Here is a 15,242-nt window from a genome sequence, read left to right as displayed (position 1 = left end):
TTTTAGGGCTGGCTTTCCTTTGGTTTCATAAATATTGATATTAGAAGGCCTATTCCTACAACTACGTCAACTACATTCCACATCTGTCTGCCAAGTGCGATTTTAAGAAATGGTTGAAATAGTAAAGCAAGTCCACCGTAAATAATCATTTCTGTTTGTCTGCCTTGTTCGTGTGCTTGATAAGCTAATATTGCAAATCCAACAAGTCCAGCGAACCTAACAAATTGGTAAAAGCCATAAGGCATATCTGCCAAACAGAGAAAGAACAAAATCGTTAGAATTACTTTTATGACGTTTGTTAAATTTATCATTGTTCAAAATATTTTTTGTCCACTCTAAATAGCAGCATTAAAAGACCAGATAAGAAAGAAAATATAGAAGTCAGTAACCAAGTAATTAAAGCAATTCCAAAAATTAAAATTAAAATAGCCACAAAGTATTTTCCATTGGCAAAGTTTTTATAAACTAAATAGAAACCAACAATTGTTGAATAAAATTGAACTAAAGCCATTAATAAATTGGTCATTATTACAAAGCTAAATCCAAAACTTTTAAACTCTTTTACATCGTCATCCGTAACTCCCCAATCGTCAGCAAATACATTTCTAATGATTGATAGCTTATAGCCATAATAGCCATAAACTAAAAGTTGTAAGTATGTAAAAAAATGTGGGAATGGTAGATTTATTAGCGACAATACTATTGAAAATAGAACTGAAATAATTATGCCTGACAACATAAAGTTTAGTCCTATGTATGCATAGCCAAAAGGACCTAAAAATAATGATAGTAACCCTGCTATTATCGGATTTCGTTTGTTTAATGAATTCATAGTCTGATTTTATTTACTCGTTTTCTTTATTTTCATCTTTGCAAACTGGATTTTCAAGTCTTGATGCACCCACCCATCCAGTAAGGTTTTTATACTTTATTTTATAACCGTCCAATGATGAACAGTATAAAAGAACTGTTACTTCTTCGCCTTCTGAAACTTCTCCAATGACAAGTCCTAATTTGTCGGGAATATTTGAAATATCTGCATCACGTTTTATTTTGGTTGTTTCTTTTGTGCAAACAGTATAATATTCAGAAAGGATATAGCTTATCTCCGCATCAGTTGCAAAAAATTCATCTTTATAATATTTCTTTTCTTCTTCTAAATATTTGGCATTCAATTCGGATTTTGATTTGAGAAATTCCTGTTGTTCAGAAGAAGGTTTGAATTTTGAGTAAAAATAATAGCCACCAAGAACTAAAAGGCATAGGATAAATATTGCTGAAAACAATCCTTTTCGCTTATCAAGTATTGAATAGCTTTCTTGGCTAATCCAAAAACTTTCAAAATCTTCTTTGTAGATTGTCATTTCAGAATTGCCCCAATGAGCAGTGCAGAGTGGTGTTTTATTGAAGTCAAATTTTACTGCTTTGGCAAAATCATCTTTGCATTCCGGGTCAAAAATATTTTTAACAACAACATCAAAATACTCTTTACTCTTGTATTTCCAGGTAATAATTGATTTGTCTATTTCAACAAGATAGTAAATAGTGTCGCCAACTTTTAATTTTGAATGTCTGCCCTTGCTATCAGTGACAAATAATTCATCACAGAAAATATGATTGTATGAATAGGAATAGTTTTGTTTCTCTTCATATGCACCATCAAAGGATATGGTGCTGTCATACCACTTTTTTTTCTCAGGATTGGAAAGTATAGAGTAAATGAAATTTATTTCTTTCATTTTACTATCACTAAATTCCTTGTTTTGATTTCTGTCAGGATGGAATTTAAGTGCCAATTTGCGATAGGCAAGTTTTATTTCTTCTGCAGTAGCAGTATGTGATATTTCAAATATGTCGTAGTAAGTATTTCCCACTTTATCCAGCTAAACTTGTGAACCAAAGAATTAGAAATGGAACAACAAGACCAATTCCAATAGCAATTAATGTTTTCACTGCCCAATGTTGGTCTGTTTCACCAATAAGAACTTTTCGTAAATAATCCATTAGATAAATAACTAATGATGCAATCAATACAATAAAAAACAGTCCGCCCCAAGCCACATCTAAAGCATTACCTTTATCTCCGTCTGAACCGCCAAAAATCGTTGTCCATTTGAAATTTTGAATTAAGGTAACTATTGTGTGTCCTATTTTGTAAATGAGGTTTAGGATGATTTGGCTATAAAATGAAATTGGAATAAACAACCAAAAATAGTGATACCATTTAATGTCTAAAAGTGTTCCATTAACGCTTTTGTCAGTGTTGTAGTAAGGGTCATTAATTACGTTAGCTCCTGATTTCATAAAATATATTGCGGATGCAAACATTGCTATGTAGCTTAGAATTACAAATGTCGCATTGAACACTGATGATGAAATCGCAAAAAATGCTTCACCGATTAGATTATTAAAATTTGCCGAATAGTTTGGAAAAAAGTTGTCTATGACAACCGAGAACAATCCTAAAAATAAGAATCTAATGAACACATACAATGTTGTAAATATTATTTTATCAGATAAGCTAATTCTACGAGACAAATAGCCAAAAATAAATCCGAATAGTCCAGCAGTAAAAGCTAATATTAAAACGTGAAGAATATTTAGCCAAACTGTTTCACCCCATATCATATAGCTTGCTTGGAAGTCAGAACCCAAACCTAAAAGTCCTTTTTGGTTTAAGTTTTGAATAAAAACATTAACTGCATTTCCCAAAACCCAGTCTGCAAGTATTGCAGCAGCAAGGAAACGTTTTAGTTTGCTGAAAATAGAATAACTGACCGTTGCAGTTGGTTTTAAAATGTGGCTTGTGTCCATATTAATATTGTATTTGTAGGGTTGGAAAAATTGCACTCTTTTGGTTTTGCGAAGGGTCGGCTTTGTGTGTTGGGGCAAAACCAAATGTGTGCAATGTGTGTCGGCTTAAAATTGCTTTTAAAAAATGTGCGGTGGGGAAAAATAAAAATACGGAAGCGTTGGCTTTTGGGTCGGCTGTCTGATGGTTCATTTGTCCCGTCACTTTATGTTTATTTCTGTCGTTCATTCTTGCTCTGTCGTCTTTTAGGCTTGCAGGTAACGTACGGCTCGGCTTTGTCGTCGTTCCGAAAAGGAAGTTGAAAACTTCTTTTTAGGAATGCGTCAAAGGCGACAGTTGTGAAAACGTCGTGCGAATGCAACGATGGTTTCGCAACTGTCGGCGCAGCCGAGCCGTACGTTGGGAAAAATCGTCCCAAAGGGCGATTTTTCCCAACGGATGGTGCTATGAGCAGTAGCGGATTAAAAACAATAAACTTTCAAATATGACAGAAGATAATAAACAGCAGGAACTATCCGATAGCACGGACACCGCTATTGCTTATAGCACGTGTTATGTGTCTGGTTTTATTTTAATTTTTTAGCGTGGGCAATTATGATATTAAGAAGACTTGGAAACAAAAGCAAAATAGCGGAAATGATACAAACTAAATTTCCCGAACATAAGGTTTATGTAGAGCCCTTTTTCGGTGCAGGTGGAATGTTTTTCAATAAACGAAAAGCGAAGTATAACATTGTGAATGATTACGACAATGATGTGTTTAATCTTTTTAACGTGGTTATGCACCGAAAAAATGATTTTATTGATGCTTTTGTTAAAATTCCTGTTCACGAAGGATTATTAAAACACTGGAAACAGACCAAAGAAACAGATGAAATACTTAAAGCATTAAGGTTTATATTCCTTTCAAACTTCACATATTTAGGGAAAGGAACAACTATGTGTTTTGGAACTGAAAACCCAAAAGGAATAATATTAAAAAACCTTGATGCTACTCAAAAGTATTTAGAAAACGTGCAGTTTGCAAACAGGGATTTTAGAAGTTTTTTTGAGCAGTTAAGAGAACGAAATTCGGATGATACTTTCATTTACTGCGACCCACCATATTTGGAAACGGATGATAATTACGAAACTTCATTTAAAGAACAGGACAGCGAAGACTTATTTAATTTGCTTATGCAGTCAAAATGTAAGTTTGCAGTAAGTGAGTTCGACCATCCATTTATACTTGAACAGGCTCAAAAAAACGGACTGAATACGATAATAATTGGAGAACGTCAAAACCTTAAAAATAGAAGAACAGAAATACTAATAACGAATTATAAACAACAACCAACTTTGTTTTCCTGAGTGCGGTGGGAAAAAAATTAAAATAAAACTTGCACATAACTTGTTTATATGTATCATAAAATGATACATATCCACCCAAATTTGGTGGGATATGTATCACTTCCGTCATACTTTTTTAATAAATCAAATATAGCAATTAAGTTTATATATAAATATAAAAATTTTATTCCATCTTCCAATGTCCCTCTTTCCAAGATTTCTGCTCTTCTTTTTCTAAGAAAGTTCAAGCGATAATTCTACTCGAATTTTTCCACGTTCCAAGCAGGATGGTTTTAATATTCATAACTTTCATTTTATTTATAATTTTTAAATTTCTTTCATATCAGATTGTATAGAAACTAAAGTTGAAAACAATACTTTTTCAGCTAAATTTTTAATTTTCCTTTAACTCTACAATTAAAAGTTTTAAATTAAATCAATTTATATTTTTCCGATATTTGTAGAATGACTTCACTCAACCATTTATTTACACATCAACGAACTGGAAATCATTCCGCAGTTGTCACTTCACGCACCGATTTTCAGCGGGATTTTGACCGGATTATTTTCTCATCCGCATTTAGAAGATTACAAAATAAAACTCAGGTTTTTCCACTTCCGGGAAGTGTTTTTGTTCACAATAGATTAACACATTCTTTGGAAGTATCTTCTGTCGGAAGAAGCTTGGGAAGTATGATTGGTGATTATTTGGTTGAAAATTTTAGTTCCGATTTAGATGAAAATTCTAAACAATTTTATCAACATCAATTAAGTAATGTGATTGCGGCGGCGTGTTTGTGTCACGATATTGGAAATCCCGCTTTTGGACATTCCGGCGAAGATGCAATCGCAAGTTATTTTGAAAAAAATGAATCGGATTTAAAACAAAAATTTTCTGAAAAAGAATGGGCAGATTTAATTAATTTTGAAGGAAACGCCAATGCAATTCGGGTTTTAACGAACCAACAAATCGGCAAAGATTTGGGTGGGACGCAACTCACTTTTACCACTTTAGCGAGTATTGCAAAATATCCGTGTGAAGCGATTGCCAAGAAAAAAGGATTTATTAATCGGAAAAAATTTGGCTTTTTTCAGACTGAAAAAGATACTTTTAAAAATATTGCTAAATCTGTCGGTATTTTAGAAGAAAATTCGGAACCTTTAATTTTTAAAAGACATCCTTTCGTTTGGCTTGTAGAAGCGGCAGATGATATTTGTTACAATATTATTGATATGGAAGATGCGCACAGATTAGGAATTGTTTCAACTGCCGATTGTGAAAATCTCTTTTTTGATTTAATAAAATCTGAAAATGAAAATACCGAAAGGGTAGAAGAGAAATTGACATTTATTACCAATCCAAACGAACGGATTTCTTATTTGCGTGCGAAAGTGATTAATGCGTTAATCAATCAGTCTTTACATTTATTTAAAACTAATTTTAATGAAATTTTAGATGGAACTTTAAATGAATCACTTTTGGATATTTACAAAAATAAAAATCCGTCTTTACAAGAAATTGAATCTTTTTCAATCCAAAAAATTTACAATCATAAAGCTGTAATTGAAATTGAAAATGCAGGTTACAATGTAATGTACGAATTGCTGCATCATTTTATTCCCTCCATTTTAAAACCAAAAGAAGCGCAAAAATCTTATGATAAAATGGCGTTGAAACTTTTGCCAAAGCAATTTATTTATGAAAATGGAACAGATTACGAAAAAGTAATGGGCGTTTTAGATTTTGTTTCCGGAATGACTGATAATTTCGCCACAGATTTGTACCGAAAAATTAAAGGAATTGATATCGGAATGACGATGTAAAAATTAGATTATCACAAAAATTTTTATTATCTTTCCATTTAATTTAAAAATAAAAATTTATGTTTCCAATCCTTTATATTGTTGCGTTTTTCGCATTAATAACCTTATTTGCTTCTTTCTTTACGGTAAAGCAAGAATCTGCTGCTGTCGTAGAAAGACTCGGAAAATTTTTAAAAGTTTGTGATTCTGGATTGCACTTAAAAATTCCTTACATAGACCAAATTTCCAAAAGACTAAACCTGAGAATTCAACAATTGGATGTGATGATTGATACCAAAACTTTGGATAACGTTTTCGTTAAAATGAAAGTTTCTGTTCAATATCAAGTGATTAGAACCAATGTAAAAGATGCGTATTATAAACTTGAGAATCCAGAAAATCAAATTACATCTTATGTTTTTGATGTGGTTCGTGCAGAAGTTCCGAAAACCAGATTAGATGATGTTTTCGTGAGAAAAGACGATATTGCAAATGCGGTGAAATCTGAATTGCAGGAAGCAATGCAAAGTTATGGATATGACATTATAAAAGCTTTGGTAACAGACATTGATCCGGATGAACAAGTAAAACATGCGATGAATAGAATTAACGCAGCAGAACGTGAAAAAACCGCCGCAGAATACGAATCTGAGGCACAAAGAATTAGAATTGTAGCAGTTGCAAAAGCAGAAGCAGAATCTAAAAAACTTCAAGGACAAGGTATCGCAGATCAAAGGAGAGAGATTGCAAAAGGTTTAGAAGAATCTGTAAGAATGCTAAATAAAGTCAATATTGGATCGCAGGAAGCATCTTCATTAATTGTGGTAACGCAACATTATGATACTTTGCAAGCAATTGGCGCCAATAATAGAAGTAATTTGGTTCTTTTACCAAACTCACCAACTTCTGCAAGCAATATGTTAAATGATATGATGGCTGCAATGATTTCCGTTTCTAAATTGGAAGAAGCAGATAAAGGAAATTTTCCACCTGCGCCAGAAAGATATGGACATGACAACAAAAATGGAGAATATTAATTTTGCCGTTTAATAAAAGCAAAATCCCACTTTTTTAGGTGGGATTTTTTTGGTTAAATTTTAAAGAATAATTCCACCATATTTTAGAAAAGTAAGTTTTCCACCTTTTACAAAGTCTTCAAAAGAAGTTCTATCGGTTGCAATATCATTTTGAAGTTCAAAATAATATTCTGTCGGATTTACACTATTTAATAATGGGTTTTTGTTTCCGTAATTAGAAATCCAAAATCTGAATCTTTTAGTTTGTAGATTAGGATTTAATAATGGTAATTCTTCGAGAAAGCTAATTTTTATATTATAATTTTGATTAATGTAAGAAGGATTTAATAATCCACTTTCTAAAATTAGTTTTGTTTTAATATCACTGTTTTTTGCATATTCAATTGATTTTAAACCACTAAATATAACTTTATTGTTTTCAACCTTTATTTGTGATTTTGAAATTTTTGAAAATTTTTGTATTTTATAATCTTTATCAAAAACTTGTTTTGCAGTATAATATTTTCCAGTATTTAAACTATCAGTTTGGCTAAAAACATTAATTGAAAAGAAAACCAGAAAAAATAAAAACTTATTCACGAGGAATTTTTTTTAGGCTTTAAATTTCTGTTTCCCAATCAATAACTCAAAAAACAATTTAAAATCTGAAATCAAGGACCAAATCGGATAACGAAAAGTTGCAGGTTGGTTTTTCTCGAAAACCGCATGTGAAAACCACGCAAAACCATAACCAAAAATTGGAACGTACCAAAGAAATCGCTCTTTTCCACTTTTGATAACGTAAAAAATTACTAAAAAAATTAATAGTGTTCCCACAAAATGGAAAATCCGAGTCCACATTTTAGAATGTTCGGTCAGATAAAACTGATAAAATTCTGCAAAGTTTTTTATTTTTTCTGCCATGTTTTTTAATTAATTCAAAATGTATAATTTTTTAAATTTTAAAAACTAAATTATTCATTTTCCGTTCTCAATTTACTTTTTCTATAACCATAAGCAAAATAAATAATTAAACCAATCGCAAACCAAATACCGAAATATTTCCAGTTTTCATGGCTCATTCCCGTTAAAAGATAAAGACAAGAACTTAAACCAATTAATGGAATTAAGGATAAATTTTTAATGAAAGCCAAACCGCATAAAAACAAATTAATTAGGATAAAAATAACAATTGAGATTTTAAATTCCTTTTCAAGCGGATTGCTAAAATCAAATAAATTATGGAAAAAATTGGGTTGCCAAAAGTAAAAGAAAACCAAACCGCCAATAAATAAGATTGGGAAAATTATTTTTGAATTAAAGTACGGCATATGAAATCTTCCAGGTAGTTTTTCTTTTGCGGGTAAAAGTAAAACACCACCACAAACCAATACAAAAGCGAAAATGGTTCCGATACTGGTGAAATCTAAAATGAAACTTTTATCTGTGAATAAAATGGGGATTCCAACTACAATTCCTGTAATAATTGTCGCGAAAGAAGGTGTGTGGTATTTTGGATGTATTTCCTGAAATTTTTTGGGCATCAAACCATCACGACTCATCGCGTACCAAATTCTTGGTTGTCCCATTTGGAAAACTAGAAGAACCGTTGTAATCGCCACAATTGCAACAAAAGAAACTACCATTTCCATCCAAGCAACATTCGCGTTTGCTTTTTCAAATATAAAAGAAAGTGGATCTCCCACGCCATCGAATTTTTTATAATCAACCATTCCTGTAAGAACCAGGGTTAGAATAATATAAATTACGGTACACAAAACAAGAGAAATAATCATTCCTCGCGGTAAAGTTTTTTGTGGATTTTTCGTTTCTTCGGATAAAACACTTAACGCATCAAAACCAATATAAGCAAAGAAAACTCCAGAAACAGCACTCATAACTCCTGCAAATCCATTTGGCATAAAAGATGAAACATGCGTTACAGGATTTATAGGTTCCCAATTATCAACATTTACATAAGCCACGCCAACTAAAATAATTAAAACAATCACAGCTAATTTCATTAAAACCAAAGCATTATTGAAATTTTTACTTTCACGAACGCCTCGGTAAACTAACCAAGTGATTAAACCATTGATAACCAAAGCAGGAATATCTACAATTAATTTTAAATTACCGATTAAAGGCGCATTTTTCCATGCGCTTAAAAGTTCTGTATTTGCAGAATGTCCCAAAAATGCTTTATGCGCTTCTGGATAACTACAAGTTAAATATTCTGGAATATGAACACCAACTCTTCCCATAAAACTGGTAAAATAGTCTGACCAGGAAAATGCAACATAAATATTTCCAAAAGAATATTCCATTATTAAAGCCCAACCAATTATCCAAGCAATTAATTCACCAAAACTCGCATATGCATAAGTATAAGCACTTCCGGCAGTGGGAATTCTACTTGCAAATTCGGCATAACAAAGCGCAGTAAAACCACAAGCAAAACCACAAATAATATAAAGAACAATTACGCCCGGTCCGCCACGGAAAACCGCTTCACCCAAACTACTGAAACTTCCCGCACCAATAATAGCTGCAATTCCAAAGAAAACGATATCCCAAGTTCCGAGAACTCTTAGAAGTCCGGAAGGATGGTCTTTTGCACTGTAATCTTTTCTTTTGAATATTTGGTTCATGTGTAAATTTTTAGTTTAGAAAAATCAAATGTAATGATTTCTAAAAAAAAACCTAAATATTTCTTAAATATTAGTCAATTTTTTATCAATTTTTATTCTATTAATACCACTAAACAATAAGTTTTCGCTAATTTCGTTACTTTAAAAGATTAATATTCTCAACTTCAGGAATGAATTCAAAAAAAGTAATTATCGCTGGTTTTATTTCAGTTTATGGAATTGCACAAAGCCAACAATCTCAATATTTTACCGACCAAAATGCATACAGATTTAATTTAGCAGAAAATCTTTATCAGTCTAAAGTTTACAATGCTTCACAATTTGAATATGCTCGACAATATTTTTATAATCAAAATTTAAGCGCTTCAAAAAAAGAAGCAGCACAATTTTTTGATAATGTAATTGGTGTGATTTTAAAACGCGATCATGCGGAGCAAGGTTTGGAAGCTTTTATAAAAGAATATCCAAAATCAGCATATTTTGCGCAAGCGAACTTACCTTTAGCTGATTATTATTTAACTCAAAAAGATTTTCCCAAAGCACTAGAAACTTTGCAAAAAGTGAATCAGACGCAATTAAGCAGAGAAGAAAACACACAATATATTTTAAAATTGGGTTACGCCAAATTTATGACAGGCGATTCTAAAGGCGCAATTCAAGCCTTGGAAGAAGCATACAATAATGTACCCGAAACTGAAAAATCTGAAGTTTCTTATATGCTCGGACATTTGTATTATGCAGATAATCAAAATGATAAAGCTTTTCAGTATTTTGACCAAGTTAAAGATAATCCAAAGTTTTCCCGTTTGGTAAAACCATATTATGTGCAACTTTATTTTAATGATCAAAAATATGATGAAGCCATTTCTTCTGGGAATGAATTATTAAATGAAAATTTATCTGACGATTATAAAGCGGAAGTTCATAAAATAATTGGTGAAAGTTATTTTATGAAAAAAGATTACGTTTCTGCGTATCCACATCTTAAAATTTATGCTGATTCCAAAGCCAATCCATCAGAAAATGATTTGTACGAAATGGGTTTTGTAGCGGCAGAAATTAAAAAATACGATGAAGCTGTTTCTTATTATAACCAATTGATAAATAGTAATTCACCCATTGCACAAAACGCTTATTACCAATTGGGAAATGCCTATTTGGAAGTCGGAAAAAAGCAAGAAGCTTTAAATGCGTTTCGATCTTCTTCGGAAATGACTTACGATAAAAAAGTGCAAGAATTGGCTTTTTTACAATACGCAAAATTGAGTTATGATGTTGGAAATCCGTACGAATCTGCGCCAACTGCAATTCAAAAATTCATCAGAAAATATCCAAATAATTCCCAAGTTCCAGAACTAAAAAATTTATTAATTAAATCTTATCTCTATTCTGGAAATTACAAGGAAACTTTAGCAGCAATCGATCAACTTCCCAATTCTTCGCCGGAAACTGATAAAATTGATCAAGAAGTTTCTTATCTTTTAGGAACGGAAGAATTTAATAAAGGCAATTATAAAGAAGCAGAAAAATATTTTTCAAGAAGTTTAGAACTTAAACAAAATAAAGAATTTACGCCACTAGCTTTGTATTGGTTGGCTCAAACTTATTATCAACAAGGAAATTATCCATCTGCCATTGTGCGTTTCGAAAAATTAAAAACTGCCGATAATTTCCCAGAAAAACAACAATTAAACTACGATTTAGGTTATGCTTATTTTAAATCTAAAAAATTTGATAAAGCGCAAAATTATTTTGAAGAATATTTAAAAAATCCAAAACCAGAGTTTAAAAATGATGCGCAATTGAGATTAGGCGATAGTTATTACGCAAATAATCAGTTAAATGAAGCCATTGCAGTTTATAATGATAGCGAAGGAAATGATTATACCAGTTTCCAAAAAGCAATGGCGCTTGGATTTAAAGGAGATTCTGTAGCAAAAATTGCAGAGTTGAAAAAACTAATTTCAAATTTTAAAAATTCTGATTATGTAGACGATGCGCAATACGAAATTGCGACGGCTTATGCGGCAAATGATGATTTTAACAGTTCAAATGATTACTTTTCACAAGTCATAAAATCAAGTTCAGATCAAGATTTAGTTGCAAATGCGAAAATCTATAAAGCGCAAAATTTGATTGATTTAAACCAAAACGAAAAAGCCTTGTCAGATTTAAAGCAACTCGGACAAGAATATAAAAACACAGCTTACGCGGAAAAAATTGTTCAAGCAGCGCGACCGATTTTTCAGAAAAATGGCGATACTTCCGGTTATCAAAAATTTGCTACGGATTTAGGAGTTAAAATTGATTCATCTGAAATTGATGAAATTAATTTAAACACAGCGAAACAATTTTACGCTAAAAAAGATTTCAAAAGTGCCGTTTCTTACTATGAAAAATATTTAACTCAAAATCCAACAGGTGAGAATTTATTCCAAGCGAAATATGAATTGGGAGAAAGTTATTTCCAAAGCCAAAATCCAACAAAAGCCTTATTGATTTTGCAGGAAGTTGCAGCTGTACAAAATGATTATCAAGAAGATGCAGCGACAAGAGTGGCGCAAATTTATATTTCTCAAGGAAATTCTTCTGACGCCAAAAAATATCTTTTAAATTTAGTAAATTCTTCAAATGCGAATATTAAAAATTATGCAAATGTAGAATTAATGAAGATTTTCGCGGAAGAAAAAGATTTTTCACAAGCCGATAATTATGCAGATTTAGTTTTAAATAATACTAAAAATTCTGCCACAATTATTGAACAAGCGAAAGTGATAAAAGCGAGAAGTTTTATGAACAAAGGCAAAGACAAAGAAGCACAAAACGCTTTTGCAGCCTTGGAAAAATCGTCAAACACAGAAGTTGCAGCGGAAGCTCTTTATGCAAAAGCTTTTTATCAAAACAAAGGAAAAGCCTTCAAATCTTCCAACGAAACGATTTTTAAACTCGCAAATAATTACGCCTCTGAAGAATTTTGGGGTGCAAAATCTTTGGTTTTAATGGCGAAAAATTATTTGGCTTTAAAAGATAATTACCAAGCGAGTTACACTTGCGACCAGATTATCGCGAATTACGGCGATTTCCCCGAAATTGTGGCAGAAGCGAAAGAGGTGAAAAAAATGATTAAGAAGTAAAAAGTGAAATGCAGAGAGCCACGAAGTGGCGGAATCAATAGCAATGGGTGAAGTCCATTGGAAAAGAAATATAAATTTAAGTAAGCCACGAAGTGGCGAAATCAAATAATTAATGAACAAACGAATTCAAATTTTAAGTTTCCTTTTCTTAGGAATATCTCAGATTGCTTTTTCCCAAATAAAAGAAGAAAAATTGATTTTAGATAAAAAAAGAGAACCAGAAGTAAAGAAAATAGAAAAGAAAAAAACTTCCGTTGAAACAATTAAAAATTACCCACCGGAAGAAAAGTCTGCAAATCCTGTGAATTACGATATTACAAATGTTCCACCCGTTTCTGACTTTAGAACTTCTACCATTCAAGGTGCAGATATTTCACCAGAATTTAACCAAGATTATCAAAACAATTACGTCCGTTTTGGAATGGGAAATTATGGAAAAATTTTGGGCGATGCGCATATTTCCACAGTTTTGGAAAGTAAAATGGAAGTGGGAGCAGATGTTCATTATCTTTCTACAACCGGTTTAAAGAAAGATTATGATTGGAATTCCAAACAAATGGGAGCGACTTTGGGCGCTTTTTTAAATTCTTATGGAGAAAATGGAAAATTAAATTTAGAAGTAAATTATAATTTGCGAGATTATAATTATTATGGAATTTATGCATTGCAACCTTCTTCTGATATTGATTTGAAACAAAAAACCAATCAGTTTTCTATTAACGCAAACTATGATTTTTATTCCAATGAAATTTTAAATGATGTCCGTTTGCAAACTTCTTTTTTAACGGATTATTTCGATGCAAAAGAAAACCAAGGCGCAATCGCTGTAAATCTATCGAAATACGATTTATTTCAAAATGATAATTTTAAACTCAATACAGATTTAGGTGTAAAATTAGAAACTTTGAAAAGTGATTTTTCATTATTAAACAAAAATAGTTCTAGTTTTTTTAATGCTTCTTTAACGCCACAAATAAGCTTTTATAAAGATCAATCTTATTTAAAAATAGGCGCGAATGTAAATTTCTTAAATCGAAGAAATGAAAGTCTAATTTTACCAGAATACAAAAAAAGTGAAATCCTTTGGTCGCCAAAAGTGGAAGTTTTATTTGCCCCACAAGATGAATTTAAATTTTATGCAGGAGTTTATGGAAGCTTAAAACTGAATTCTTACGCCGAACTTTTACAGGAAAATCCGTATTTGATTTCGGATATTCAACTTCGACCAACACACACCAAATATCATTTTTATGTTGGATTAAAAGGTGATATAGACCAAAGTTTGAAGTATGATTTTTCTGCGGGTTACTCTAAAATCAATCAAATGTTATTCTTCCAAGCAAATTCTATTTTTGATAATGTTTATACTTTAAACCGATCTGCTTATAATTTTGCAAACACTTATTCTGCGATTTATGATAATGGAAATGTGAGTGAAGTAAAGGGAAGTGTAGAATTTTTTCCTTTGGAAAATTTAGATTTAAGTGGAGAGATTTTGTTTCAAAAATATAAATTAGATCAATTAGATGAGGTTTTTAATAAACCTTTGGTTCAAGCAACTTTTGGTGCAAAATATTCTATGTTGAATAAAAAATTAAATTTTGGTTTTAAAGGCATTTTTGTTACAGACCGAACTTCAAATTCTTTTGAAATTTCACCGGATAATGTCGCATTTCCTACTGCGTATGTTTCCACTGAAAAAAGAAATGAAAAAGTCGGTGGTTACGCAGATTTAAATTTATCTGCCGAGTATAAAATTCACAAAAATTTCAGTATTTTTGCACTCGGAAATAATTTACTGAACACTAAATATCAAACTTTCAATGGCTATAAAGTTTTGGGAGCGCAAATTACAGGTGGCGTGAAAATTACTTTTTAGATATGAGTAATAAGCAATATTTAAATTACTCATTATTTATTACTTATTGCTCATTAAAGATTTGGCTGCGTAGTTCAACTGGATAGAATATCAGATTTCGGCTCTGAGGGTTGTGGGTTCGAATCCCGCCGCGGTCACAAAAAAGAGAAAAATATTTATATTTTTCTCTTTTTTAGTTTTAAATAATTGTTAATTTTAATTGTTAGAAATGTACATCAAACAAATGATGAAAAAATGGAATATTTTGTATATGTTTTGAAGAGTGAAATTGATGGACGACTTTATAAAGGACAGACGTCAAATTTAGATAGACGATTGAAAGAACATAATGCAGGAAAAACAAAATCTACAAAAGGATTTACTCCATGGAAATTAGTTTATTTTGAAATTTTTAAAACAAGGGAAGATGCGCTTGTCCGTGAGAAATATTTTAAATCTGGAATTGGGCGAGAATTTCTGAAAGAAAAAATAAAATAATATTAAATTTCATTTAAATCCATTGAATAGAATATCAGACCTGTCTGTCGGCAGACAGGTTTCGGCTCTGAGGGTTGTGGGTTTCTGCCTGTCGGCAGACAGGCGAATCCCGCCGCGGTCACAAAATAAAAACCAAAGTTG

Annotated in this window: 15 protein-coding genes and 1 tRNA gene; 8 read left to right on the top strand and 8 right to left on the bottom strand. The window is 31.6% G+C overall.

The genetic code is table 11. The features are described from left to right. Nucleotides 1-2: 2 nt before the first annotated feature. Genes ACN0WB_RS10630 through ACN0WB_RS10610 form a run of 5 tightly spaced genes read right to left on the bottom strand, consistent with a single transcriptional unit; the run spans nt 3 to nt 3,040 of the window. Nucleotides 3-311 (bottom strand): DUF6804 family protein, encoded by a 309-nt coding sequence (locus tag ACN0WB_RS10630; RefSeq protein ID WP_417431590.1) that lies wholly within the window; start codon nt 309-311, stop codon nt 3-5. Continuing rightward, the gene (locus ACN0WB_RS10625) at nt 308-832 is read right to left on the bottom strand and encodes a hypothetical protein (protein WP_417431588.1); all 525 of its coding nucleotides are present in this window, start codon (nt 830-832) and stop codon (nt 308-310) included. Before ACN0WB_RS10625 ends, ACN0WB_RS10630 begins: the two co-directional genes overlap by 4 nt. 13 nt (nt 833-845) lie before the next feature. Beyond that, on the bottom strand, nt 846-1,874 hold the full coding sequence (locus ACN0WB_RS10620; RefSeq protein ID WP_417431587.1) for a DnaJ domain-containing protein: 1,029 nt from the start codon (nt 1,872-1,874) through the stop codon (nt 846-848). 1 nt (nt 1,875) lies between these two features. Continuing rightward, nucleotides 1,876-2,814: a hypothetical protein gene (locus ACN0WB_RS10615; protein WP_417431585.1), complete on the bottom strand. Its 939-nt coding sequence runs from the start codon at nt 2,812-2,814 to the stop codon at nt 1,876-1,878. A gap of 1 nt (nt 2,815) precedes the next feature. Then, a complete protein-coding gene (locus tag ACN0WB_RS10610; protein ID WP_417431583.1) occupies nt 2,816-3,040 on the bottom strand; it encodes a hypothetical protein in 225 nt (74 codons plus the stop codon). A gap of 110 nt (nt 3,041-3,150) precedes the next feature. Here ACN0WB_RS10610 and ACN0WB_RS10605 point away from each other — a divergent pair, with 110 nt between their 5' ends. The 4 genes from ACN0WB_RS10605 (at nt 3,151) to ACN0WB_RS10590 (ending at nt 6,981) form a co-directional block, all read left to right on the top strand. Then, complete coding sequence (locus ACN0WB_RS10605) at nt 3,151-3,300, top strand: hypothetical protein (RefSeq protein ID WP_417431581.1); 150 nt, start codon at nt 3,151-3,153, stop codon at nt 3,298-3,300. 106 nt (nt 3,301-3,406) lie between these two features. Then, nucleotides 3,407-4,162, top strand: a complete 756-nt coding sequence (locus ACN0WB_RS10600; protein WP_417431579.1) for a DNA adenine methylase — start codon at nt 3,407-3,409, stop codon at nt 4,160-4,162. Nucleotides 4,163-4,606: 444 nt separating this feature from the next. Continuing rightward, complete coding sequence (locus ACN0WB_RS10595; protein ID WP_417431577.1) at nt 4,607-5,965, top strand: deoxyguanosinetriphosphate triphosphohydrolase; 1,359 nt, start codon at nt 4,607-4,609, stop codon at nt 5,963-5,965. A 59-nt stretch (nt 5,966-6,024) separates the two neighbouring features. Further along, a complete protein-coding gene (locus tag ACN0WB_RS10590; protein WP_417431575.1) occupies nt 6,025-6,981 on the top strand; it encodes an SPFH domain-containing protein in 957 nt (318 codons plus the stop codon). Nucleotides 6,982-7,041: 60 nt separating this feature from the next. Here the strand turns inward: ACN0WB_RS10590 and ACN0WB_RS10585 are convergent, their stop codons facing one another. The 3 genes from ACN0WB_RS10585 to ACN0WB_RS10575 are packed head-to-tail and all read right to left on the bottom strand — an operon-like array spanning nt 7,042 to nt 9,611. Next, nucleotides 7,042-7,560 carry a hypothetical protein gene (locus ACN0WB_RS10585; protein ID WP_417431573.1) on the bottom strand — a complete coding sequence of 173 codons (519 nt, stop codon included), beginning with the start codon at nt 7,558-7,560 and terminating at the stop codon, nt 7,042-7,044. Nucleotides 7,561-7,572: 12 nt separating this feature from the next. Then, nucleotides 7,573-7,884, bottom strand: a complete 312-nt coding sequence (locus ACN0WB_RS10580) for an Mpo1-like protein (RefSeq protein WP_417431571.1) — start codon at nt 7,882-7,884, stop codon at nt 7,573-7,575. Nucleotides 7,885-7,934: 50 nt separating this feature from the next. Then, nucleotides 7,935-9,611, bottom strand: a complete 1,677-nt coding sequence (locus ACN0WB_RS10575; RefSeq protein ID WP_417431569.1) for an APC family permease — start codon at nt 9,609-9,611, stop codon at nt 7,935-7,937. A gap of 170 nt (nt 9,612-9,781) precedes the next feature. Here ACN0WB_RS10575 and ACN0WB_RS10570 point away from each other — a divergent pair, with 170 nt between their 5' ends. The 4 genes from ACN0WB_RS10570 to ACN0WB_RS10555 all read left to right on the top strand — a co-directional run bounded on the left by ACN0WB_RS10570 (nt 9,782) and on the right by ACN0WB_RS10555 (nt 15,101). Beyond that, complete coding sequence (locus tag ACN0WB_RS10570) at nt 9,782-12,745, top strand: tetratricopeptide repeat protein (protein ID WP_417431567.1); 2,964 nt, start codon at nt 9,782-9,784, stop codon at nt 12,743-12,745. Between the two features lie 112 nt (nt 12,746-12,857). Beyond that, the gene (locus tag ACN0WB_RS10565; protein ID WP_417431565.1) at nt 12,858-14,624 is read left to right on the top strand and encodes a TonB-dependent receptor; all 1,767 of its coding nucleotides are present in this window, start codon (nt 12,858-12,860) and stop codon (nt 14,622-14,624) included. 63 nt (nt 14,625-14,687) lie between these two features. Continuing rightward, nucleotides 14,688-14,761 (top strand) — tRNA-Arg (locus tag ACN0WB_RS10560). Nucleotides 14,762-14,858: 97 nt separating this feature from the next. Then, nucleotides 14,859-15,101 carry a GIY-YIG nuclease family protein gene (locus ACN0WB_RS10555; protein WP_417431563.1) on the top strand — a complete coding sequence of 81 codons (243 nt, stop codon included), beginning with the start codon at nt 14,859-14,861 and terminating at the stop codon, nt 15,099-15,101. Nucleotides 15,102-15,242 lie beyond the last annotated feature (141 nt).

It is taken from the genome of Halpernia sp., assembly GCF_048269545.1.
GTDB lineage: Bacteria > Bacteroidota > Bacteroidia > Flavobacteriales > Weeksellaceae > Halpernia.
Note: the sequence above shows the minus strand (reverse complement) of the source record. Positions and strands in the feature narration are given on the sequence as shown.

Bases quoted from the DNA above. Each gene is read 5' to 3' on its own strand.
- ACN0WB_RS10630 (WP_417431590.1), bottom strand. From the start codon at position 311: ATGATAAATTTAACAAACGTCATAAAAGTAATTCTAACGATTTTGTTC.
- ACN0WB_RS10625 (WP_417431588.1), bottom strand. From the start codon at position 832: ATGAATTCATTAAACAAACGAAATCCGATAATAGCAGGGTTACTATCA.
- ACN0WB_RS10615 (WP_417431585.1), bottom strand. From the start codon at position 2,814: ATGGACACAAGCCACATTTTAAAACCAACTGCAACGGTCAGTTATTCT.
- ACN0WB_RS10610 (WP_417431583.1), bottom strand. From the start codon at position 3,040: ATGAACGACAGAAATAAACATAAAGTGACGGGACAAATGAACCATCAG.
- ACN0WB_RS10600 (WP_417431579.1), top strand. From the start codon at position 3,407: ATGATATTAAGAAGACTTGGAAACAAAAGCAAAATAGCGGAAATGATA.
- ACN0WB_RS10595 (WP_417431577.1), top strand. From the start codon at position 4,607: ATGACTTCACTCAACCATTTATTTACACATCAACGAACTGGAAATCAT.
- ACN0WB_RS10590 (WP_417431575.1), top strand. From the start codon at position 6,025: ATGTTTCCAATCCTTTATATTGTTGCGTTTTTCGCATTAATAACCTTA.
- ACN0WB_RS10580 (WP_417431571.1), bottom strand. From the start codon at position 7,884: ATGGCAGAAAAAATAAAAAACTTTGCAGAATTTTATCAGTTTTATCTG.
- ACN0WB_RS10575 (WP_417431569.1), bottom strand. From the start codon at position 9,611: ATGAACCAAATATTCAAAAGAAAAGATTACAGTGCAAAAGACCATCCT.
- ACN0WB_RS10570 (WP_417431567.1), top strand. From the start codon at position 9,782: ATGAATTCAAAAAAAGTAATTATCGCTGGTTTTATTTCAGTTTATGGA.
- ACN0WB_RS10565 (WP_417431565.1), top strand. From the start codon at position 12,858: ATGAACAAACGAATTCAAATTTTAAGTTTCCTTTTCTTAGGAATATCT.
- ACN0WB_RS10555 (WP_417431563.1), top strand. From the start codon at position 14,859: ATGGAATATTTTGTATATGTTTTGAAGAGTGAAATTGATGGACGACTT.